At 58.9% G+C, this 21,493-nt stretch carries 18 protein-coding genes; 7 read left to right on the top strand and 11 right to left on the bottom strand.

All coding sequences use genetic code 11. The features are described 5' to 3' along the window. Nucleotides 1-11: 11 nt before the first annotated feature. Entirely contained in the window at nt 12-764 is a 753-nt protein-coding gene (gene glnH, locus C9I57_RS13160; RefSeq protein ID WP_107151128.1) for a glutamine ABC transporter substrate-binding protein GlnH, read from the bottom strand. Between the two features lie 232 nt (nt 765-996). After that, nucleotides 997-1,857, bottom strand: a complete 861-nt coding sequence (locus C9I57_RS13155) for a MurR/RpiR family transcriptional regulator (protein WP_107151127.1) — start codon at nt 1,855-1,857, stop codon at nt 997-999. Between the two features lie 335 nt (nt 1,858-2,192). On the opposite strand from C9I57_RS13155, the gene C9I57_RS13150 reads away from it, so the two are divergent. Both C9I57_RS13150 and C9I57_RS13145 read left to right on the top strand, forming a co-directional pair. Beyond that, on the top strand, nt 2,193-2,975 hold the full coding sequence (locus C9I57_RS13150) for an enoyl-CoA hydratase/isomerase family protein (RefSeq protein WP_181321824.1): 783 nt from the start codon (nt 2,193-2,195) through the stop codon (nt 2,973-2,975). A gap of 2 nt (nt 2,976-2,977) precedes the next feature. Further along, nucleotides 2,978-5,143 (top strand): acetate--CoA ligase family protein, encoded by a 2,166-nt coding sequence (locus C9I57_RS13145; RefSeq protein WP_107151125.1) that lies wholly within the window; start codon nt 2,978-2,980, stop codon nt 5,141-5,143. A gap of 215 nt (nt 5,144-5,358) precedes the next feature. Here the strand turns inward: C9I57_RS13145 and C9I57_RS13140 are convergent, their stop codons facing one another. Both C9I57_RS13140 and C9I57_RS13135 read right to left on the bottom strand, forming a co-directional pair. After that, nucleotides 5,359-5,958: an NADPH-dependent F420 reductase gene (locus C9I57_RS13140; protein ID WP_107151124.1), complete on the bottom strand. Its 600-nt coding sequence runs from the start codon at nt 5,956-5,958 to the stop codon at nt 5,359-5,361. Nucleotides 5,959-5,993: 35 nt separating this feature from the next. After that, nucleotides 5,994-6,728 carry an SDR family NAD(P)-dependent oxidoreductase gene (locus C9I57_RS13135; RefSeq protein ID WP_107151386.1) on the bottom strand — a complete coding sequence of 245 codons (735 nt, stop codon included), beginning with the start codon at nt 6,726-6,728 and terminating at the stop codon, nt 5,994-5,996. Between the two features lie 106 nt (nt 6,729-6,834). On the opposite strand from C9I57_RS13135, the gene C9I57_RS13130 reads away from it, so the two are divergent. The 3 genes from C9I57_RS13130 (at nt 6,835) to C9I57_RS13110 (ending at nt 10,655) form a co-directional block, all read left to right on the top strand. Then, nucleotides 6,835-7,773, top strand: coding sequence for a LysR family transcriptional regulator (locus C9I57_RS13130; RefSeq protein WP_107151123.1), 939 nt, complete (start codon nt 6,835-6,837; stop codon nt 7,771-7,773). An 885-nt stretch (nt 7,774-8,658) separates the two neighbouring features. Beyond that, nucleotides 8,659-9,063 carry a VOC family protein gene (locus tag C9I57_RS13120; protein ID WP_107151121.1) on the top strand — a complete coding sequence of 135 codons (405 nt, stop codon included), beginning with the start codon at nt 8,659-8,661 and terminating at the stop codon, nt 9,061-9,063. A 728-nt stretch (nt 9,064-9,791) separates the two neighbouring features. Continuing rightward, complete coding sequence (locus tag C9I57_RS13110) at nt 9,792-10,655, top strand: hypothetical protein (protein WP_146166212.1); 864 nt, start codon at nt 9,792-9,794, stop codon at nt 10,653-10,655. 229 nt (nt 10,656-10,884) lie between these two features. On the opposite strand, the gene C9I57_RS13105 is transcribed toward C9I57_RS13110, so the two are convergent. Both C9I57_RS13105 and C9I57_RS13100 read right to left on the bottom strand, forming a co-directional pair. Beyond that, complete coding sequence (locus C9I57_RS13105) at nt 10,885-12,111, bottom strand: hypothetical protein (RefSeq protein WP_107151118.1); 1,227 nt, start codon at nt 12,109-12,111, stop codon at nt 10,885-10,887. Nucleotides 12,112-12,324: 213 nt separating this feature from the next. Then, entirely contained in the window at nt 12,325-12,678 is a 354-nt protein-coding gene (locus C9I57_RS13100) for a DUF4148 domain-containing protein (protein ID WP_107151117.1), read from the bottom strand. Nucleotides 12,679-13,447: 769 nt separating this feature from the next. Here C9I57_RS13100 and C9I57_RS13095 point away from each other — a divergent pair. Together C9I57_RS13095 and C9I57_RS13090 are read left to right on the top strand one after the other, a co-directional pair. After that, complete coding sequence (locus C9I57_RS13095; protein WP_181321823.1) at nt 13,448-15,397, top strand: ATP-binding response regulator; 1,950 nt, start codon at nt 13,448-13,450, stop codon at nt 15,395-15,397. A 62-nt stretch (nt 15,398-15,459) separates the two neighbouring features. Continuing rightward, nucleotides 15,460-17,286: an ATP-binding response regulator gene (locus C9I57_RS13090; protein ID WP_181321822.1), complete on the top strand. Its 1,827-nt coding sequence runs from the start codon at nt 15,460-15,462 to the stop codon at nt 17,284-17,286. Nucleotides 17,287-17,329: 43 nt separating this feature from the next. Here the strand turns inward: C9I57_RS13090 and C9I57_RS13085 are convergent, their stop codons facing one another. From C9I57_RS13085 to C9I57_RS13065, 5 genes are all read right to left on the bottom strand, one after another. Beyond that, nucleotides 17,330-18,034, bottom strand: a complete 705-nt coding sequence (locus C9I57_RS13085; protein ID WP_107151114.1) for a LuxR C-terminal-related transcriptional regulator — start codon at nt 18,032-18,034, stop codon at nt 17,330-17,332. A gap of 280 nt (nt 18,035-18,314) precedes the next feature. Further along, nucleotides 18,315-18,656 (bottom strand): c-type cytochrome, encoded by a 342-nt coding sequence (locus C9I57_RS13080; protein WP_107151113.1) that lies wholly within the window; start codon nt 18,654-18,656, stop codon nt 18,315-18,317. Between the two features lie 7 nt (nt 18,657-18,663). Further along, complete coding sequence (locus tag C9I57_RS13075; protein WP_107151112.1) at nt 18,664-19,896, bottom strand: molybdopterin-dependent oxidoreductase; 1,233 nt, start codon at nt 19,894-19,896, stop codon at nt 18,664-18,666. Nucleotides 19,897-20,142: 246 nt separating this feature from the next. Beyond that, nucleotides 20,143-20,589: a GreA/GreB family elongation factor gene (locus tag C9I57_RS13070; protein WP_181321821.1), complete on the bottom strand. Its 447-nt coding sequence runs from the start codon at nt 20,587-20,589 to the stop codon at nt 20,143-20,145. Continuing rightward, complete coding sequence (locus C9I57_RS13065) at nt 20,553-20,939, bottom strand: hypothetical protein (protein WP_107151111.1); 387 nt, start codon at nt 20,937-20,939, stop codon at nt 20,553-20,555. Before C9I57_RS13065 ends, C9I57_RS13070 begins: the two co-directional genes overlap by 37 nt. Nucleotides 20,940-21,493: the final 554 nt, after the last annotated feature.

Below are 21,493 nucleotides of genomic sequence, written 5' to 3'. Positions count from 1 at the left end.
TTTCCGAGCGATTACGACTTCGGGGGCTCTGAGCCGAACCACTTCTTGTACAGCTTGGCGTAGCGCCCATCCGCCTTGATTTTGGTCAACTCTTCGTTGACCTTGGGTACCAGCGGACTTCCCTTCGGAAACCCGATCCCGTACTTGTCGCCGCTCACGGGGGCGCCTGCAACCTTCACCTTGCCTTTGCCTTCCGTGCTGACGAAATAGAGGACGTTCGGCGTATCGTGCATGGCCGCGTCGACACGGCCGGCTTCCAGGGCCAGATAGGCCTCGTCGATGTTGGGGAACTGGCGGATTTCCTTCGGCTTGAGGTGTGCCTTGATCCAGTCGATCGTGGCCGTGCCCGTTTTTGCGCCGATGACCTTGCCGTTGAGGTCGTCAATGGACTTGATGCTCGTGTTCCCGACTTGGACCATCGCCGCGAGTCCGCTGTCGTAATACGGGTCCGAGAAATCGATAGCCTTCTTGCGCTCCTCCTTGATCGTCATGCCGGAAAGCGCGACATCGATGTTTTGGGTTTGGAGAGCCGGAATCAGACCGGCGAAGTCCATCGGCTGAATCTTGTACTTCCAGCCTTGGTCCTTCGCGATCTCCGCCCACAGGTCAAGGTCGAAGCCGACGTACTTGTTCCCCTGCTTGAATTCGAACGGCATGAAGGAAGTGTCGGTGCCGACGACGAGTTCTTTGTTCTGCGCGTGCGCGATGCTCGCGCCGAGCATCGCGACAGCAATGACGGACTTCAGGAAGGAACGGCGACTCATGATTCTCTCCGCAGTGATTGGCGACGTCACCTCCACGATGTGGGGAGGGACCAATGACAGCAACACTACGTGCTAAGCAACATGCGATGTATGATCGCTAACTGCACGCAACGTTTGTTGTCACTGCGAATAGTACTCGGCCAAAAAGGAACGTCAATAAAAATTGCGGGAGGGAAAACACGTAGTCCCGGCGGCGTGACAACGTGACAGATGGCGGCGCTACTGACCGGAATCAGCTTACGTATGCACCCTTCGCATGCAGCGCGTCTTCCGCCTCGGACAATTGCTGGATGGCCGCATTTCCCTCCAGCGCGAGCAAATGCGCGACCAGCGACTCGGCGATCGCGGAAGCCGCGACGAGGGAAGGAAAAAACGACGGACTATCGTGCGTGAAGAGCAGCACCTCATCGGCGCTCAGCGCAATGGGAGAAACTGCGCTGTCGGTGATGGCGACGAGCTTGCCGCCCTGTTCCTTGGCGGCTTCCGCGACTCGTGCGGCTTCGCGGGAATACGGTGCGAAGCTGATAACGACGGTCGCATGCCCCTTCGCGATGCTGCGCAACTGCATTTCGAGCGTGCCCGCTTCCCCGGAGACGAGGCTCACCGAGGAGCGGAAGAGCCGGTACCCGTAAAGGAGACTGAACGCAATGGGGAAGCATGAACGGAAGCCGGCTATATGAACATGCGGAGCCTTTCTGAGCAGCTTCGCCACATCCACGATGCGAGCGCCATTCTGCGCAAAAGCGGTTGCGAGATTGTGTTGCTGCGCCGCCTCCATGTCGTGGGCGAGGGCTTCTTGGTGACCGCCTTTCACGAGCGTTCGCGCCTTGCTGCTCAGCGGTTCCGGGCGTGTTCGAAGACGGGCGACAAAGATTTCCCGAAACTCGTTCCAGCCCGGGAAACCGAGTTGTTGAGAGAGGCGCACGAGGGCCGCCGGTTGTACGTTTGCGTTTTCGGCGACCTTCCGCATCGACGATACCGCAACCTCATCCGGGAAATTCAACAGGTAGGCCGCCCCTGCCTGAAATTGGGGACTCAGCTCCGGAAATTTGGCGCGGATGAGAGCTGCTAGGTCTTCAAAACTGGGAGTCACAGCGCGGATCTCGATGAGACGACAACAAATGTTACGGAGCCGCACCCAAATAGGCAAGGCCCGCCGGTCGGCTACCGGCGATTGGGGGCGTGAATCCCGCGCGAGTGCGGATTCGTCCGAAGAGGTGATGGCCTGCGAGCGCGGGTGACGCTGACACGGTAAAGGCGCGAGTGCGGGTAAACGCCTCATTGCAACAAATGTTGCGTTCGTGTACAGTTAATGCAACATACGTTTATAGCTGTGTTTGTCCGAGATGTTTGCCCGAGACGCCACGCCCCGTGATGTACGCCCCACCCCGTAAGCGAGCCCATCAAGGTGCAATGACGGAGACGTTCATGGTTTTCGAAACGATAATTTACGATGTGCGGGATGGGATCGCCGAGGTCAGGCTCAACAGACCGCACCGGCTGAACGCTGTTGTCCGGCAGCTTTACGATGAGTTCAGCGAAGCATTGAGCCTGGCTGAGGCGGACCGAGCCACGCGGGTAGTTCTCATCACGGGAGAGGGACGCGCATTCTGCGTCGGAGCGGACCTCAAGGAACACAAGACGGGCCGCACAGCCTTCGAGCGCCGCGAATACCTGCGGGGCGAGCAGGTGGTGTGCAAGCGACTGCTGACGCTGGGCAAGCCTGTGATCGCGGCTGTCAACGGCTTCGCGCTGGGAGCCGGTGCGGAAATCGCGATAGCCTCCGACTTCGTCGTGATGGCCGAGAGCGCGAAGATTGGATTGCCCGAAATAAGCATCGGCAATTTTCTCGGCGGCGGAATCACGTATCTCCTCCCTCGGTTGGTCGGCCTGGCAAAGGCCCGCGAGCTCGTTTTCCTCGGTGAGCGCATTGATGGGCAAGAAGCTGTCCGCATTGGGCTCGCAAACCGCGTGTATCCCGATGAGGGGTTTCTTCAGAGCGCACGCGCGTTCGCACAGAAGGTCGCCAGCAAGGCTCCGTTCTCGATGCGGCTGGCGAAGGAACAATTGAACTTCGCTGGCGAGCGAACCCTTGACGCAGCGCTGACTGCAGAGCTGGAAGGCATGATGTTCTGCTCAACGACGAAAGACTGGCAGGAAGGCATCGACGCCTTCGCCGAGAAGCGTGAACCGGTGTTCAAGGGAGAATAAGGATGAGCGGCCACTCTATTCGCGACCTTTTCTATCCCGACTCGATTGCCGTCGTTGGCGCGTCAAGAGACCAGACGAAGCGGGGTTTCCGTTCGATTCAAAAGCTGCTGGAGGACGGATACGCCGGGGCGATATACCCCATAAACCTCAAAGAACCTGAAATCCTCGGGCTAAAGTGTTATGCGAGTCTTGGCGACATACCCGGCAACATCGACCTCGCTCTGGTCTGCACACCGGCAACCACCCTTCCGCAGGTCATCGAGCAATGTGGCAAAAAAGGCGCGAAAGGCGCGGTCGTCCTGGCGGGCGGATTTGCCGAAGCGGGCGATGACGGGCGGCGCCTGCAGGACGAAATGGTGCGAGTCGCTCGCGCCTATAACGTGCGTATCGTCGGGCCGAACACGTCCGGTGTGTTCAATACCCACAAGGCTTGCAATATTGTCGGCTTTAGCAATCTGAAGAAAGGCGGTATCGGATTGCTGTCCCAGTCCGGAAACATGGCGCTATCTCTCGTGACGGAGGCCGAGGCCAACGGACACATCGGGCTGTCAACGTACGTGGGCATTGGCAATGAATCGGACATTCAGTTCAACGAGTACCTCGACTACTTTGCGGAAGACGAGAACACCAAGGCCGTTGTCGCGTATGTCGAGGGGATGAAAAATGGGCAGGTGTTCCTGGACGCCCTGCGTCGCATCACACGTAGGAAGCCTGTCGTACTCTACAAGTCAGGCCGCACCAGCGCTGGACGTAGTTCAGCAAAGTCGCACACGGGTGCGTTGGCCGGAGACTACGCGGTGAGCGAGGGCGTTCTGCGTCAGGCGGGTGCGGTGCTCGCTCGCAAGTCCGACGAGATTCTCTCGCTCGCCGAAGCGCTTTCGCTGCTTCAGCCGCTCGCGTCGCGCCGCGTGGCGGTGCTCGCTGATGGTGGCGGGCACGCGACGATTGCTGCGGACGCCTTGAGTGAACATGGTCTGACGCTGGCCCCTCTGAGCCATGAAACGCGCCAGCGCCTGTCTGCGATCCTGCCGCCGTCGGCCACGATTGTGAACCCCGTGGACGTTGCAGGGGGAACGGATTCCAACCCGGCGGTATTTGCCGACTGTGCCCGCATTCTGCTCGATGACCCTCAGGTGGATGGGCTACTCATCACGGGGCTCTATGGCGGATATGGCGTGAGGTTTTCGCAATCGCTGACGCCCATTGAGATGCAGACGTCGACGCGCATTGCCGCGATGCTGGAAGCGCGTGGCAAGCCAATCATTGTGCACAGCCTCTATGGGAGTTTGTATTCGGACCTGCGGCCGGCCCCTCTGACGTGTATCCGTGAAGCCGGTGTACCGGTGTACGACTCGCTGGAGCTGGCAGTCCGCTGCATGCAGGGCCTCGCGGAATTTGGTGAGGCGCAGAGACGACCACCTGCTGAAGAAGAGGACCGCCCGGTGCGCTCTCCAGCATTCGAGAAAGTCCTGTCGTGCTGTCGCAGCGAACACCGGACCGTCGTGCTCGAGCACGAGGCCCGGCAGGCGCTCGCGGATGCAGGCGTCCCGATGCCGGCTCCCGCGATTCTGGCCACGTCGCTGGATGAGGCAGTTGCTGCGTTCGAGCGCCTTGGTTCCGTGCCAGTCGCGATGAAGATCGTGTCACGCGACATCATCCATAAATCGGACGCCGGTGGGGTAAAGCTCAACGTCGGAAGCTACGATGAGGTTAGGCACGCTTTCGAAAACATTGTGGCCAACGGCCGGAAACATGTGCAAGACCCGGACATTACCGGCGTCCTCGTGACACCAATGGCACCCAAAGGTGGCGTCGAGATCATCATTGGTGTCGTGCGTGACCCGACCTACGGGCCCGTCATGATGTTTGGTCTCGGCGGTATCCTGGTCGAGGTACTTCGAGATGTCGTGTTCCGCTCGCTCCCCCTCTCCGAGGACGATGCGCACCGGATGCTCGCCGAGATTCGGGCCAGTGCGATTCTGAACGGAGTACGCGGAGGTGCCCCGACGGACAAGGATGCGCTGGTCAAACTCATGATGGGCATCTCGGCGCTTTGCTCGGCATTTCCGGAAATCGCCGAGCTGGACCTCAATCCAGTGCTTGCCTATTCCAGCGGGGTGGCAATCCTTGACGCTCGCATCCTGCTCGAGGATTTGAAAAGTCAGTAGCTACGCTCCCTTCTAGCGAGGCCCGCTCGCGCTCGCGCAACCGGCCCCGGAGTTGCTAAATGCGGTTGGCCTGGCTACCACCTCGCAGGTCAGGTGGTAGCCCAAAAAAGGATTTGATTCCCAGTATGGCGGGGTGCCGCTGCATGCGTACTTCGAGGACAGCCGCTTCGCGCGCAAGCGGCCCCCGAATCAGCGAAATATCGGGAAACGGTTGTTCATCGGTCGAACGCGATCAAGTCCTTGAAGATGAGATGACCCCAGCGTTTCCCGCGCGCATGAACAAGAAGTCCGCCTTCAGAAAGCTCGCCGAGTTGGACGGGCGCGAAACCGAGCTCTTCCGCAAGCGCACCAATCTCCGCTGCAGCGTCGTCATCATCGCTCGCGAGGAACACGACCCTCCTGCCACCGTGTACGGCCGGGTCCTGGTCAAGGTCGGCACCGACCAGATGGTTGAAGCCTTTCACCACCCTGGCGCCGGTGAACACCTTCGCGATGAAAGCAGAGGACGGGAGACCGCCCAATTGCTCAAGCGGGGCTTGCGTGTTCATCGCGTCGATGACGGTCTTCCCCTTCCAGTTGGACAGTGCTTTTGCGACCTCCGAATGCGCCTCAAAACGGACTGCCAAAAAGATGATGTCCGCCTTGACGGCTTCCGCCAGGGTTTGGGGAATAATCGTGGGTCCGATCGCGGCCGCATCGGCTGCAAAGCTTTCGGGGTCGCGCGTCGTTGCAACGGCCACTTCGATGCCGTTGCGGGCGAACGCCTTGGCAAGTGCGTGGCCGATCTTGCCGAAGCCAATGATGGCGTAACTCATATGTTTTCTCCTTCGTTTCTCGGCGCGTTCACTCATCAGAGTTGTGCCAAGCCCCCGTCAACGGCTACCTCGCTGGCGGTCATGAAGCTGCTGTCCGATGACGCAAGAAAGGCGGCCACCGCCCCGATCTCCGCCGGATTGGCCATGCGCTGGAGCGGCGTCATCGCACCGTAGGCCTTCTGGCCCTCTTCGCCCAGCGCCTCTTTGGCTAGTTCGGTCGCCGTCGCCCCGGGAGACAGCACATTTACTCGGATGCCGGTGCCCTTCAGTTCCTCCGCCCAAGTGCGGGCGAGGTTGCGCACCGCTGCCTTGCTCGCGCTGTAGGCCGTGAATCCTGGGGCTCCGGTGGTGCCGGCGCTCGATCCGGTCAGGATGATCGAACCGCCTGCGCCCATCAGCGGCAGCGCCTTCTGGACCGTAAAGATCGTCCCCTTCACATTGGTGTCGAAGGTGTCGTCAATGTGCTCGGCGGTGATCTGGCCGAGCGGAAGCGGGCTTCCCGCCCCAGCGTTGGCGAAGACGATATCGAGGGTTTCGTGCTCCGCCTTCACCGCAGCGTAGAGCCGGTCGAGGTCGGCCAGGTTGGAGACCGAGCCGTTCACCGCGCGCGCATTCGGCCCAAGGTCGGCCACTCCGGCGTCGAGCGCTTCCTGGCGGCGGCCGAAGATGAAGACGACTGCGCCCTCCTCTATGAAGCGCTTAGCTGCGGCGCGGCCGATACCGGTGCCGCCACCGGTGATCACGGCGGTCTTTCCATTCAATCTGTTCATGTCGTGCATCCTTCGAAACAAAAGCGACAAACACGATTCTGGGCCTCTTGATTCATGAAGCCAATTGACTGAATATCTATAAGTGCCATCTACTTTTTAGATACATATGCTGGACAACGTCACCATCAATCAACTGCGGGCCTTCGTCGCCGTCTGTGACCAGGGAAGCTTTTCCGGGGCTGCACAGGAGTTGAGGCGTGCACAGTCGGCGATCAGCCACGCGATCAACTCGCTCGAGAGCGCATTCGACGTGGTGCTGTTCGAGCGCAACACTCGCAAAGCGACACTCACGGCCGCGGGTCGCAGCCTCCTGCCTGACGCGCGCGGGGTGATCTCGCGAACCGAGGAAATGAAGATGCGCGCGGTTGCGATTGCTGAAGCCGGGGTTCCACAAGTTTCGCTTGCCGTGGATACCTACTTTCCTCGTGCGCACCTGATTGAATGCCTGCGCAACGTGCAGGCGGGCTTTCCAACGGTCGCAATCAATCTGCGCATGACGACCATGCAGGGCGGAGAGCGTTTGGTTCTCGAAGGCACTTGCGCATTGGCGGTGACGATCACGGACGTGCCGGAGGTGAGCCCAGGCACCATAGAAAGGCAGCATTTATGTGACGCCCACATGGTGACCGTCTGTGCGGCATCGCATCCGCTGGCCGCGATCGCGGGGCAGATCCCGCGGGAAGAATTTGGCCGGCACATACAGCTCGTCGTAACCGACAATCAGCCCGATGCCGAAAAGACACAACAGGGGGTCGCCAGCGAACGCCAGTGGTGGGTGAATGACCTCGGCGCGAAGCATGATCTGCTTAGGGGAGGCTTATGCTGGGGGCACATGCCGCGCCATATGGTTGAGGACGATCTCGCGAAGGGAACACTTGTCGAACTCCAACGGCGCGCATGGCACATGCGTCCCCTCACGTTCATGATCTCGCACCGGCGCGGGTACTCGTTTTCCGAATGCGAGACACGGCTGGTCGAGCTCCTTGGCAATTGTCATCCTTCAAAGGGTGGGAAGACTAAGGCCAGCGTAGTGCGCGCTCGCTGATGGGTTTGCTCGGAGACGTTGTCCAACCGTGATGCGGGCACCGGCCGAGTCCGGCCGATTCTGCTGGAAAACTCGGCTTGCACGCCGCGGCGCGCGGCACTCTGGTGGCCTTTCTGCTCAGCCGAAGCGATAGGCCACGGCGTTAGCACGAAAGGACGAGTGCCCCTCGGCCCTCGCGTTGGGGCTGCTTCAACTGCCCCGCTCACTGCCATCAACCACTTCCAGCGTTCGCCCTAGGTTCCCCGCGATCGCGTCTCGACGCGTGTTCCCGGAACAGAGGCGGTGACGCAGTCATCGAAGCCTATGCAAAGGGCTGCTTCGATCGGAAACGCGGCCATTGGCATCGATATGCTTCACCTGGCCGAAGTGGGTCGGTACCGGGCAGCCACGTCGGGCAGTAGTCGGCCACAATCAGACAGTCGACAGCAGGTGGTGGAAGATCGTCGACAATCGATGCCCCACGACGGTTGAAGCAAGTCGCGCGGCCGGTAGCGGGTGCGGTTTGACGCGTGTCACCCCCACTGTCAGTCGGGCGAAGTAATGCTCAACATAACTCTCAATGGACCGGCCCTGTGGACTCTTGGCAGAGACAGCTCGCTATAGGGGTCCTGATTCTGTCCGCCCTAGCGTTGGCGTCGCTGTTGCCCGGACGTTCAGTGCGAATTGAGCTGCGCGTCTTGGTGATTGGGTTTCTGAGCTTGCTACTGATTCTTCCTGTCGTGATTTTTCTGCTTGTTGCCCTCAGTCTTGGTAGCACCATATAGGCGCCAGACATTCGTGACACCGCAGCCGAAACCTGGGGGCCTTCGATGTTCGGGGCAGTATTCCGAGCGCGGCCAATACCGGACGGCTGAAGTGTTAGTCGAAACCGCCTGAGGAGTAAATGTGTTTTCCCATGTCTTTGTCAGCGTTAACGATTTCGAGCGCGCCTTGCGCTTTTACGATGCCGTGATGGGCAGTCTAGGGATTGAGTTGCGATTCTGTGACCGAGAGAGGCCATGGGCGGGTTGGCACAGTCCGGGCGAAACGCGCCCCTTTTTCGTCATCTGCAAGCCGTTTAACGGACAACCGCATCATCCGGGCAATGGGCAAATGGTTGCCTTCGCGGCAGCCTCTAGGGCGGCCGTCCGTGCGTCCTACCAGATTGCGTTGAACAGCGGCGGAACCTGCGACGGCCCGCCGGGGCTACGTCCGCAATATCACGAGAACTACTACGGCGCGTACTTTCGCGACCCTGACGGAAATAAACTCTGCGTTGCCAGCCATGTCCCGGCGCTCGATGACGCATGACCGCTTTCGGCCACACTGACGGTCCGCACCGGGTCGTCAAGGGACGTTCAATTCGACGGACACTGGGGCTCGTCTGTGACGAATCTGGGGTGCGTTCAACGAACGACGAACTGCGAGCGGTCCGGGCTTACACTGACGCTAATGAGATCGATGGCCTGACGGCGCACAGTTATTGATTAATCGCGCGCTCACGTCGGCTAAATGTCATCGTTGATAGGTAGATGCCAATGACAAACAGTTTTCGCCTCATAGCCATATATGCCGAAGCTGAAATGCGCGCACGTGCTCGGCGATACGTAGCGGATTGTGTTGTAACTGCGCTTGACCTTGAGCCAATGCGGCCATGGTTCCTTTTCGAAACAAAGACAGATGCGGAGCGCGACCTGCTGAGAGAAAACGAAACGCTCCTTATGGAATTGAAGGCGGTGTTTAGGGCGCGCAGGTGCCCAGATGCAATCGTCCAACGTCTCGTGTTCAGTTTCCAGTCGCTGGAAACCGTGGAGCGAGACTATGCGGGCAACTGGCGATGGGCGTTGCAGTAGTCAACGTTCTGAATGTTCGTTGTCGGATGCATCAGACTCGCCGCCCTGGGTCAACGCATGCTGTCCGCCGATCCAGCCCCGGCGAGACGGCGTCGGCGATCACATTGCGGCCCAAAAGCGGACATCAAGCCTGCCGGATTTGAATATACTCGCCAGCATGGTGCGAGCGACTGGCGGGAGCGATGTTTGAAAATCATCTTTAGCCGCAAAGGATTTGATTCCCAGTATGGCCGGGTGCCGAGCCCGATCCTCTCGGACGGGTCGCTCCAGACCTTGCCTATCCCATCGCGTTACGGCCGGCCGCTCGGCGACATCAGGGGCCCTATGGGCCCTTTGCACAATCTCGCCAGCGACCTGACGGAAGGCGCGATCACTGCGCGCACTTCTGTTCATCTCGATCCTGATCTGAGTGATGGCAGTGTGGCGCGCCGACCTGGGTGGCGTGCGTCGCTCGGGCAGGTCGGATCAGCGCAGAAGCACCTCGCCAAACAGGGCGTGGGGCCAGGGGACGTTTTCCTATTCTTCGGGTGGTTCCGTCAAGCTGAGCGCTTCGCGGGGCGGTGGCGGTACGTACCCGGTGCGCCGAATGTCCACGCCCTCTTCGGCTGGCTTCAGGTCGGACACGTACACAAGGTGGGTGCAGCTGGATGCCCGGCGTGGCTTGAAGATCATCCGCACGTACAGCACGCCGCCCGCATCGGCATGGACAACACTATTTATGTCGCCGGCGAGCGTCTGGTAGGTGTGCGCCATCGAGTACCGGCGGCCGGCGCATTCCGGGGCTGGGGTGCTGACTTGCAGCTTACTGCGCCCGGTTGTTCCCGTTCCGTCTGGCGTGTGCCACGCTGGCTGCTGAAAAACCCCGATCAGCCGACTCTCAGCTACCACCGCGATCCTGCCCGGTGGCGTATCGACGACGAATGCGCCATCGTGCAAACGGTTTGCAAGGGGCAGGAGTTCGTTATCGACCTGGGCGACTGCGAAGAGCCCTCGCAATGGCTGCAGAGCCTCGTGCTTCGTCATGGCAGCTCGACGTGGGCGCAGGCATAAGCGTCCCCATGACTACAACATGACTCGCGACAGCGCGTTCGCACCCAGTCCGTTCCACGGTGTGCTCCATACCTTGTACGATTGCCGGCGGAAAACGGCCGACTTCGGCCGACAGCACACCTCGCGTGCCCTGGCCAAGCATCGCGGGTTCCGGTTTGATTTGCTGTTGACAGACCGTGGGTCAAAAACCTGCTCACCTTGCCACGTGAGCAGGCTTGTGCAGGGTTAATTAACGGTGCGGAATCCATACGAAGCCATGACACGACGCAACCGTCGGATCGCAGAAGTTGCCCGCAACTGCGCCCGGATCGTTGATCGCAAATGGAGACGTAAATCCCGACCCTGGCGGGTCGATGGTGCCAAACGTCCCCTGTTGTGTGCGCACAAAACCGTGTTGCGCCGAGAAATCCGAGGGGATGGTCGACCCGGTGGTATCACCGGTTTCATTGATCGCATCGAGTTGGGTCGCGTAGTTATCGCCCGGGGCATCGACGACGGTCATCGTGCCATCGGCCGCACGCAGGAACCCGTGGACCGCGTCACATTGCGCATCGCTGCAGAAGCTTCCGGCAGCCGTTCCCTGCGCATTCAGGGCGATTGTCGGGTAGGTATTGATGACTCCGCTGGCGGGCGCGTTAAACGGCGTCATTGATCCATTTTTTGCGCGGATGAATCCGACGGGAACGCCCGGAACCGACTCGAAGAAAGCGCCGACGATCACCCCCGGGGAATTGACATCGGTGGGCAATGTGTAAGCCGAAGCGGGTGGGTCAAAGGTCGTGTAGATACCGTTTGTTTGCAACACGAATCCGTGAAAGAGGCCGTCGCCTCCGGTGTACTGCCCGGTGACCGCGCCCGACGGATTGCTGGCGGTTGGGCTGGTGCTGTTGTTCGAGCCAGGAACGTCCCATGTCTGAAACTTTCCATCCGGGGTTCGCAGGTAGCCGTGTCCCCCAGCCACGTCAACGTACGATCCTATGATCACGCCGCCTGCCGTGATGCCCGCAGCCCCGCTGCAGAAAGATGACACCGCAGGGTTGCACACGGTTCCTGGCGGATCGAACGCGATGACGTTACCGTCGGGCGCACGCAGGAAGCTGTGCTGCAGGCCGCTCGTATCGAAGTAGTACCCGGCGACCGCGCCGGCATTGTTGATGGCTACCGGAACCGGGCCATCAGGGTTGCCTGGTATGTCGAAGATGGCAAACTCCCCGCCAGCGGCAGGCGCCGCGGCTTGCACGTCAGGCGACGCTGATGGCGCATTCAGCTGCGAACGGCAAGCTCGCATGGCCTCGTGAAGCGATTTCGCTCCTGACTGCGCCTTCGTGATTGCGCGTGGCGCCGACGTATAAAGCGTAGTGAGCGCTGAGCAGGCGTTGCCCGCCCAGGCCGTGCTACTGAGGGATAGAAGGGTGACCGCCGCCGCGGCAGGAAGCCATAAAAGTTTGTTTCTCATTTCCTACCTCGTCACAATAAGCGATTGGTTTTGAAAGGTGTCAACAAGGTCAACACCATGTCGCAGGCAACGCCTATCGGCCGCCGGTTCATCATGTCACTGGCTGTTCGTTGCGGAGACTCCGAAGATCCGAATGCCTCCGTTGTGGACGCCTTCAGACGATCCAGGCACGTTAGCCGGATGGTCGGGTCAGTGTCGGGCGAGCAGCGGCTGTCAATGGCCGAAGAAAAGGTCGCAGTAACTTGCGGGGCCGACGCACGACGATGGCGAGGGATTCGACACATGCGGGATAGTGCCGGAAGCTGAGACGCCGCTGGTCGTCGTGCCGCCAACGCCACTGTTGCCCGCCTGCTGGCTGTCCTGTGCGGCGATCTTCGCTTCGGCAGCCTGAATTTGCTCGGGATACTTCGTTTGATCGCCGTCGCCCATGCGATAGCCCGCCTGCTCGAGACGGATCAGTTCCGCACGCACTTGCGCACGGGTAACGGGCGCGGTGCTCTGAGCGAAACTGACGACTGGGCTGGCAAGCGCACAGCTGGCGAGGACTACGCATGCAAGGGTTTTCATAACGGCGCTCCTTGATATATGGCTAACTTTGCGATCAGAACCTGATAGCGAACTGAAGCCATCTATGCAGACAAATTGGAATTTGGTCGATATGAATATGGATTCGTCCGCGATTCAGTTGGCTTAACTCGGAGGCGAATTGCGCGTCATGTCATTCACCCTGAGAAAGGGGAAACGTCGCGCTGTACGCACTGCGCTTTCCGCATCGGCCGGTTATGGAGCCTTACGTAGCAGGCACTCGACAAGATAAGAACGCGAGCCATTGTGCGGTTATTGATGCCCTCCTTGTGTCGAATTATGGTGCACTATTACGCCGTGTAACCGTGTCAGTTGTAGTTGCGCCGATAATTTGATGTTCGGCATTAAATGTTCCCTTGCGGGCGAATAAATGTTCGGTCTCGCTTTACGACTAATCGTTACGGTGACTTTGGGAGAACGGCGCACGCCTGGTTACAAGACCGGATGCAGTTGGACGCGGCAAACACGCAGCCAGCACCCAACATGCAATTGGCGAGCCGAGCTCGATCAGGATAACTTCGAGTTAAGGTACTGCGCAGCGCGGGAAATCATGCTTCATGCTTGCGCGTTCAGGAGCTTTGACGGTTTTTCATACAATGCTCGGCGCAGCGCGAGCAAATCTCAGGTGGGCACCCCCCGGCCTGGATCACGAACTTTTGTTCGGCAAAAAAACAGAACACTTGTCCATCGACTTGCTGGCGGACCGCTAGCACAATGGCGTGTAGCTGTACCGGACTCCCGGAGGCCTGTTATGGCGTCCTCTACCCGAACACCACTTGATTCCGACGCCGGCGAAACGCCCGGGGCCAGAACATCACTGTGCATGGGTGAACCAGCTCACACAATCGAGCGCCGCAAATTCGCTGAATTTATGAATGTATTGGTGGGACCGGTTGCAGGGCTCAGTACTGAGCAGAAGCTCCTCGTCAAGCGCGACCTATTGCAATCGCTGTCCCGCCGATCGGTATATTGGATCGCGCTACTGTTGGTCGGAAGCCCGTTCTGGTTCGTATTGGGATCGTGGATTAAAACGTCGGATAGCTATCTTTCGTTTCGCGCCGCCTGGATCCTGGGGCTGTGGGGGATGGCCGCTCCCTTGGCAGCATACTTACTGAAAAAGACTGTGACGCTCCCCAAGCATGCCGGCGTCAGCGCGCTTGAGCGGATGCACTGGGCGTGGGCTGCATTGATCATGCTGACATCCTTCTGGTGGGCGGCGGCCAGCTTTGGGCTAACCCCACCAAACTTCACGGTCCTCCATGGCTATTACTTTAGATTTGCCAGGTATGGCTTCCTGGAACTGACGATGATCGGCCAGGCATTTACCTTGCTGCTGCTAGCACCCAGTTTTCGTGCGGCTTTAGGTGCACTCGTGATCGGCACTATCCCATTCGGATTCAACATCGCGCCACTGTTTTTTATTTACCGACCGGGAATGTTTGACTGGTATTCGGCTCAAATAATTGGTTATTGTGTCATCGCTTGGTTTATTTGCAACGATCAGCAACGCACATGCGCAAAAGAAGTTGTTCTCGAGGAGGCGCGGTCTCAGGCTGTAGCAGCAACGGCGGAGAAGAACCAATTTATCGCTGCGATAAGCCATGACTTGCGCCAACCGCTCACAACGCTCGACCTGAAGTTGAATTTTCTGGAGAGGAGCATTGAATCGACCAACCTGTTGGAAGACGTCTCGATTGCGCAAAGGCAAGTCGATGCGATGGAAGGGATGATTAACGGGGCACTGGATATCTGCCGCCTCGAATCCGGCACCTGGAACGTAGAAGTTCAGGAGGTGGCGCTGCCTTCCCTTTTACGCAGCATAGTCGTGGATATGCAGCCGCTGGCTGAGGCGAAGGGGCTGAAGTTAAGGCTCCATAGTCGCCCCTATCTGGTCCGTACGGATCGACATGCGTTGGACCGGATCGTCCGGAATATGGTTCTCAATGCGCTCCGTTACACGCCTTCCGGGCAGGGAGGAAAGCAGGGACATGTTCTGCTGAGCTGCCAGAGGCGAGGCAGCCGCATCAAGATAAGCGTCTGGGACAACGGGATCGGTATCCCTGAAGATCGACAGGCGGATATCTTCAAAAGCTATGTCCAGGTCGATAATCCCGAGAGGAATCGCGAAAAAGGCTTCGGTCTGGGTCTGTCCATTGTCCAGGGTCTCGCGAACCTTCTGGGCCACAAACTCGACGTGGAATCGACACCAGGACGTGGATCGCGTTTTTCCGTTTCGGTTCCCTTTATGGGACACATACCGCCGGAGTTGCTCGAGGTGCAAACGGTTGAATACGGCGACCCGGACCTGACCAATATGGTCGTGGCGATCATCGAGGACAACAGCGACTTAAGAATCGAAATATCAATGCGCCTGATCGAGCATGGCTGCTACGTCGTGGCGGGTGAATCGTCATCCGATGTCATCGAGCAGTTGCGCATTGAAGCTTTGGCAAGCGGTCCGCACTTCATCCTCTCCGACTACCGGCTGGAAAACGAAGACGGTATTGCCGCGATTGCGGCGGTCCGCGCTGCTACCGACGCTTCGATCCCCGCAATCCTGTGGTCGGAGGACACCTCGTCAGCGGTGCTCAAAAACGTAGCCGTCAGTGGAATTAAGCTTTTGCCGAGACCTGATTCGGAACAAACGTTATTGACCATACTTGCTGAACATAAGCCAAAAACATTGACCGCAGGTGGGTGAACGAGATGGCACGTGTACACGTAGCTGCTTACATAATCGCGCGCCGCAGATTCGCTGAGTTTATGAATCCTTTTCTGGGGCCGGTTGCATCACTCAGCGCCGAGCAGAATCTCTTTATCAAGCGCGAGTTATTGCAATCGCTGTCCCGTCGAGCGGTATGCTGGACCGCGTTAGTGTCGGTCGGAGCCTCGCTATTGTGCATATATGGATCGTGGATTAAAACGTCGGATAGCTATGTTTTGTTCCGCGTCTTCTGGGTCTTGGGACTGTGGGGGATTGCCGCTCCCTTGGCAGCATACTTACTGAGAAAGACGATGGCGCTTCCGAAGCACGCCAGCGTCAACGCGGTCGAGCGGTTGCATTGGGCATGGGCTGCAGCCGTCACACTGACATCGTTCTGGTGGGCGGCGGGTAGCCTTGGGCTGACGCCACCGGATTTCTCAGGCCATGCTCCGTACGTCAAATTGGCCAGTTCTGGCTTTCTCGAGTACACGCTGATTAGCCATACATTTACGTTGTTGCTGCTCGCACCCAGTCTTCGTGCTAATTTAGGTTCATTCTTGCTCGGCGCTATCCCCTTCGGATTTAGCCTGGGACCACCCCTGTTTATTTACCGACCAGCAATGCTCGGTTTTTATACGGCTCAATTAATTGGCTATTGCTTCCTCGCGTGGTTTATTTTTTACAGTCAGAAACGAGGATATATTAAAGAGATTATTCTCGATGAGGCACGAGAGCGCGCTGAGGCGGCAAAAGCGGAGAAGAACCTGCTTATCGCTGCGATAAGCCATGATTTGCGCCAACCGCTCACAACGCTCGGCCTGAAGTTGAATTTTATGGAGAGGAGCATTGAATCGACCAGCCTGTTGGAAGACGTCTCGATTGCGCAAAGGCAAGTCGATGCGATGGAAGGCATGATTAACGGGGCACTGGATATCTGCCGCCTCGAATCCGGCACCTGGAACGTAGAAGTTCAGGAGGTGGCGCTGCCTTCCCTTTTACGCAGCATAGTCGTGGATATGCAGCCGCTGGCTGAGGCGAAGGGGCTGAAGTTAAGGCTCCATAGTCGCCCCTATCTGGTCCGTACGGATCGACATGCGTTGGACCGGATCGTCCGGAATATGGTTCTCAATGCGCTTCGTTACACGCCTTCCGGGCAGGGAGGAAAGCAGGGACATGTTCTGCTGAGCTGCCAGAGGCGAGGCAGCCGCATCAAGATAAGCGTCTGGGACAACGGGATCGGTATCCCGGAAGATCGACAGGCGGATATCTTCAAAAGCTATGTCCAGGTCGATAATCCCGAGAGGAATCGCGAAAAAGGCTTCGGTCTGGGTCTGTCCATTGTCCAGGGTCTCGCGAACCTTCTGGGTCACAAACTCGACGTGGACTCGACACCAGGACGGGGATCGCGTTTTTCCGTTTCGGTTCCCTTTATGGGACACATACCGCCGGAGTTGCTCGAGGTGCAAACGGTTGAATACGGCGACCCGGACCTGACCAATATGGTCGTGGCGATCATCGAGGACAATAGCGACTTAAGAATCGAAATATCAATGCGCCTGATCGAGCATGGCTGCTACGTCGTGGCGGGTGAATCGTCATCCGACGTCATCGAGCAGTTGCGCATTGAAGCTTTGGCAAGCGGTCCGCACTTCATCCTCTCCGACTACCGGCTGGAAAACGAAGACGGTATTGCCGCGATTGCGGCGGTCCGCGCTGCTACCGACGCTTCGATCCCCGCAATCCTGTGGTCCGGGGACACCTCGTCAGCGGTGCTCAAAAAAGTAGCTGTCAGTGGCCTGAAGTTTTTATCGAAACCGGTTTCGGAACGAACGTTATTGAGCGCACTTGCAAAACATAAGCCAAAAACCTCGACCGAAAGCGGTTGAATTTGATGGCTGGGAAACATGAAGACCGATGTAGCGGGGATCTTCACGACAGACGCGGATCTGCTTCGCCCCTTCCAAGGGACAGTTCGGCACTGACTCGAAGTGCAGCTTCAACGCGGTTTCTGACTTGAAGTTTGTCGTAAATAACACAAGAAACCTGTCTGACATGCCCTTCGGAGACGCCAAGCTCTCTTGCGATTTGCTTCCCTGATAGGCCACGTGCAATACAACGCGCCAAGTCCCACTCTCGCGGAGAGAGCCCAAGATGATGCTGATTGCGGCTAGCAGAGGGCGCGTGTGTCGCGCAGGCAAAGCGGAGCAAGACTTCTTCTGGAATCCAGAGCTCACCTCCCAAGATCCTGCTCAGTCCAATGAACATTTTTTTGTGCGCGCCTCCTTTCAAGAGGATTCCTCGAGCGGCGTAGTCACGCATGCACATTCGCAAAATTTCGACTTCGTGATCGTTTCCAGGCGCAAGTCCTGTGCAGATGACCACGGGAACATTGGATGGATTCCCGGCCTGGAAATGCTCGAGCGTCGCCGCACCGCGGTTCTCACCATCCAAATTAAGATCCAGGAATACGAGGTCCGGGGGAGGTGTCTTGTTGACTTCTTCGAGCGCGCTGGCGAGCGTAAAGACGGGCGTGATCTCGATTGGAGTTGCGCTCAGCTCGGACGCGTGTGTCTGGACATATTCGGCAAGAGCAACGCAAAGGATTTCGTGGTCATCGACCCATAGAATTTTCATGGTCGCCTCTCCTCCTCACGCATCCGAGAAAAGCAATCGATCGCACGCTAATTTGCGCGCAGCACTGCTTGACAGCTTAGCAGGTCGGGCGAGGCCACAGCACCTTGAAAGACGGATAGCCAGCTTTGCTTTTGCTGGGGCTGTTCTTGCACTAGCGCGGGAGGCCGCTTAGGGTCGCCTACGGTAGTTCGAGGCGGAATCGGGAAGATCGATCGATCGTCCGACGAAAAGCTTCCGCTTTCGTCGGCCACATCGATTGTTCAGCATGCTGGAAAGCCGGCTATTTTCCATTGATCGTCGTCAGATAGCGTGCAATGTCGTCAATCTGTTCGGGCGGTAGCGGCGCGCCGTAAACCGTGCGCATCTTCGCAACTTCCGCTTTCCAGGTGTCAAATGAAAGCGGCGGTTGGCGCATCACCATGTCGACCGAATGGCACATCACGCACTGCTGATTGGCGAGATCGGCACCTCGTCCGGGCGGAAACGTCGACGCGCCGGCCGGCAGCGAAACCTCGACTGCGCGCATGACCGTATTCGCCGTTGGCTGGCCGGAATTCGCTGCGATCGATGCGGTGCCGCCCATCGCAGCAGACAAGGCCAGAACGATCGCTGGGACTCTCATGGCTCTCTCACGCCGCGACAACCTTCAGCGATTCGACGACATTGCGCATATACCCCCCAGGATTCCAATTCGGCTCGCTTGGCTGCGCTTCGCCTCTGTCGTTGATCGCCTTGACCTTCAGCACATACTCACCGGCGTGCCGTGGCACAAAGCGCGCTTCCCAGCGGCGGAAACTGTACCTGCCGACATCGCGGTCGAGGCGGGCCGGCGTCCATGACGTGCCGCCGTCCGCGGAAAAAAGCACCTTGCTCACCCCCGTATCGCCGCCGAACGCAATGCCGCGCACCCGGCGCGGCGCGCCGGCGTCGAGCACCGAGCCGTCGCTCAGATCGGTGATGAATGATCTTGGCACCATCCGATTGATCGCGACCGTCTTCACGCCGGTCTGCTGCGGCGACATGTTCGCACCCGGCGTATCGGGAATTTGATAAGCCTTTGCCATCCAGAAATTCTGATCGGGCGTATCGATGACCTCGATATCGTTCAGCATCTTTACCCAGTACGTCGAGTACCATCCCGGCACGACGAGCCGCAGCGGGAAGCCATTCAACAGCGGCAGAGGCTGGCCGTTCATGCCGAACGCGAGCATGACTTCGCCATTGCGCGCGTGATCGATGTCGAGCGCCTTGACAAAGTCCGGCGTAGCCGGCAGCAGCCCTTTGTCGAGACCCCGGTAGCGGACCTGCACGGCGCCGGCCTTGACGCCTGCGCGATCAAGGACGTCCTTGAGGCGAACGCCCGTCCAAAGCGCGTTGCCCATCGCGCCATTGCCCCACTCCCCGCCCGCGACACGCGGCTTGAAGAAGCCGCGCGAATTGCCCGCGCACTGATTGACGGCGGCGACTTCTATGTGCTCGAAGCCGTTGATGATGTCCGCGAGTCCGAGATCCAGTTCGCGCGAGACTGAGCCGTGAATCTTCAACCGGAAAGTGCGAGCATCGACGCTGACGGGAATGCTGGGGAGGTGCCATCGCACGAAAAAACGGTCGTTCGGCGTGAATACGCCGTCGTCAAAGACCGAAAACGGTGTCTCGAGCAACGGTGGCCGGCTGCGTACGAGTACCATTTCGCCTTTTTGCGGGAAGGCTGACGTGAGTTCCCGCAGGCCGTTTTCGAACGGAAAGGTGATCGCGTCGGCTGCGAGCGTCAGGCTCGCCCAGCCGCCGGCGGCGCTCGCGACGCCGCTTGCCGCGAGCGCATGAAGCACACGCCGTCGCATGAGGCCGCATTCGTCGTTCATCGTGGTCCCCCCGGAGTCGGCCAATCCTTTGATGAATGCTGCGCTGCGTTGATGCGAGGCAGCTTTCAATATAGGTCGCCGACCGCGGGCGCTCTATCCGGAAACGCCCCGGGGAGCGAGACCGACACGTTTGAACAGTTGATTCGTCGCACGACCGCGCGATGACGCGCCGCCGTATCAAGAAGCCGCGCGTAATGGCGCAGTTGTCTGGCTACCACCTCGCGAGTCAGGTGGTAGCCCACGACGTCACAGCGCCAGGTGGCGACTCTCCGGCTGCAGCAGTATTGCATTGATGAAGTAACGGATCTGCGCGCCGCTTGGCGGCCGGCATACCACCGTCTGACCACACCGCGCGCCCAAAAGCGAAATGCCTGCGGGCGACAGGACTGACAGACGCCCCATCAGATAGTCCGCCTTATCGGGATAAACCAGCGTCCAATGATACGTGTTGGCGCTGCCGACGACCGTGCACTCAATGGTCGTGTTCATCGTGACAACGTCCGGCGGAATCTGCTCCGGGTCGACCAATACAGCGGTGGCTTCGAGATTTTCCACCATCGCTCGCTGCTGTGGCGTCACCGTCGGCAGAGATAAACAGGCCTTCAGTTGAGTCAAGTCGCTTTCGGACACGATGCGTTCGGCCTCCGTGAGCCGCTTCACATCCAGGGAAGATTGAATTTGCGAGCGCAGCATGATTGCCTCCGGCAAGGATAGAGATTGCAGATGTCCGCGCAATGGCTGTCATCCCATACATCCAGCCAGGACCCGTCGAGAAAGATCAATCGCGTGGCCGTGCCGGAGCGATGCGCTTCCCGCACGGCATACCGGTTGACGAACGCGCCGGGACGCTCCTCGGCAAAGACGACCTGCATCAGCGGAGCAAAGCGTTGCGTGGCTTCAGCAAAGCTCGCGTCCGTCGATGGTTTGTCCGCCCCTAGCCAGTAAAGCAATGCTGCCGTTGAGTGAGTCGCATCCCGCACGATGAAGCGCAGACGCCGCTCGGCTGGCAGCGCCTCAAATGGATGTTTCGCTTGTGTTGCCATGGCATTCCCGTTTTCCGTACACGTAGTCAGCCCCGCCGCTTTTCAAGCGCGGCAGATGGCCGCGCATCAGCAGCGCAACGGGGATCCTGTTGTATGCGACAGACGAGCGCGCGCATCTCACGCGCGACGTTTGCATCGCGCGTCTTCAGGAGAGGCGCGACAGCGTGTCGTCGTGGGTCGTCAGGTCTGGTGGGAGGCCCGGCTCTTCGCTGTTAGGCGAAGAACCGGGCAAAGGGAAGTGCTGACTTGTCCGCGGGAATAGCGCGGCTCCGTGTGCGTTTCTCAGTCCCCGGAATTCGAACCCCACAGCCGTTCTTTTCGGCCAAGCACCGAAAAAGAAAACACGCAGGGACAGGAGGATTCGGGACGAAATGCACGGCTATGGCCTCAATCGGGCGGCTCGATGAGCGACTCGGGATGCAGACAGCCTTATTAAAGCTTCATTGTCAGCAATTTGCAAGCTTTGACGCAACTGTCCCTATCATCCTCGGTTGCGAGCCAGCGCCGCGGCGACTTCCGACTTCCATTTGCTCGTGATGACGTCGCCAAGGTAG

The organism is Trinickia symbiotica, from assembly GCF_003028655.1.
Lineage (GTDB): Bacteria > Pseudomonadota > Gammaproteobacteria > Burkholderiales > Burkholderiaceae > Trinickia > Trinickia symbiotica_A.
The sequence above is the reverse complement of the archived record's forward strand: the minus strand, read 5'-3'. Positions and strand labels throughout refer to the sequence as shown.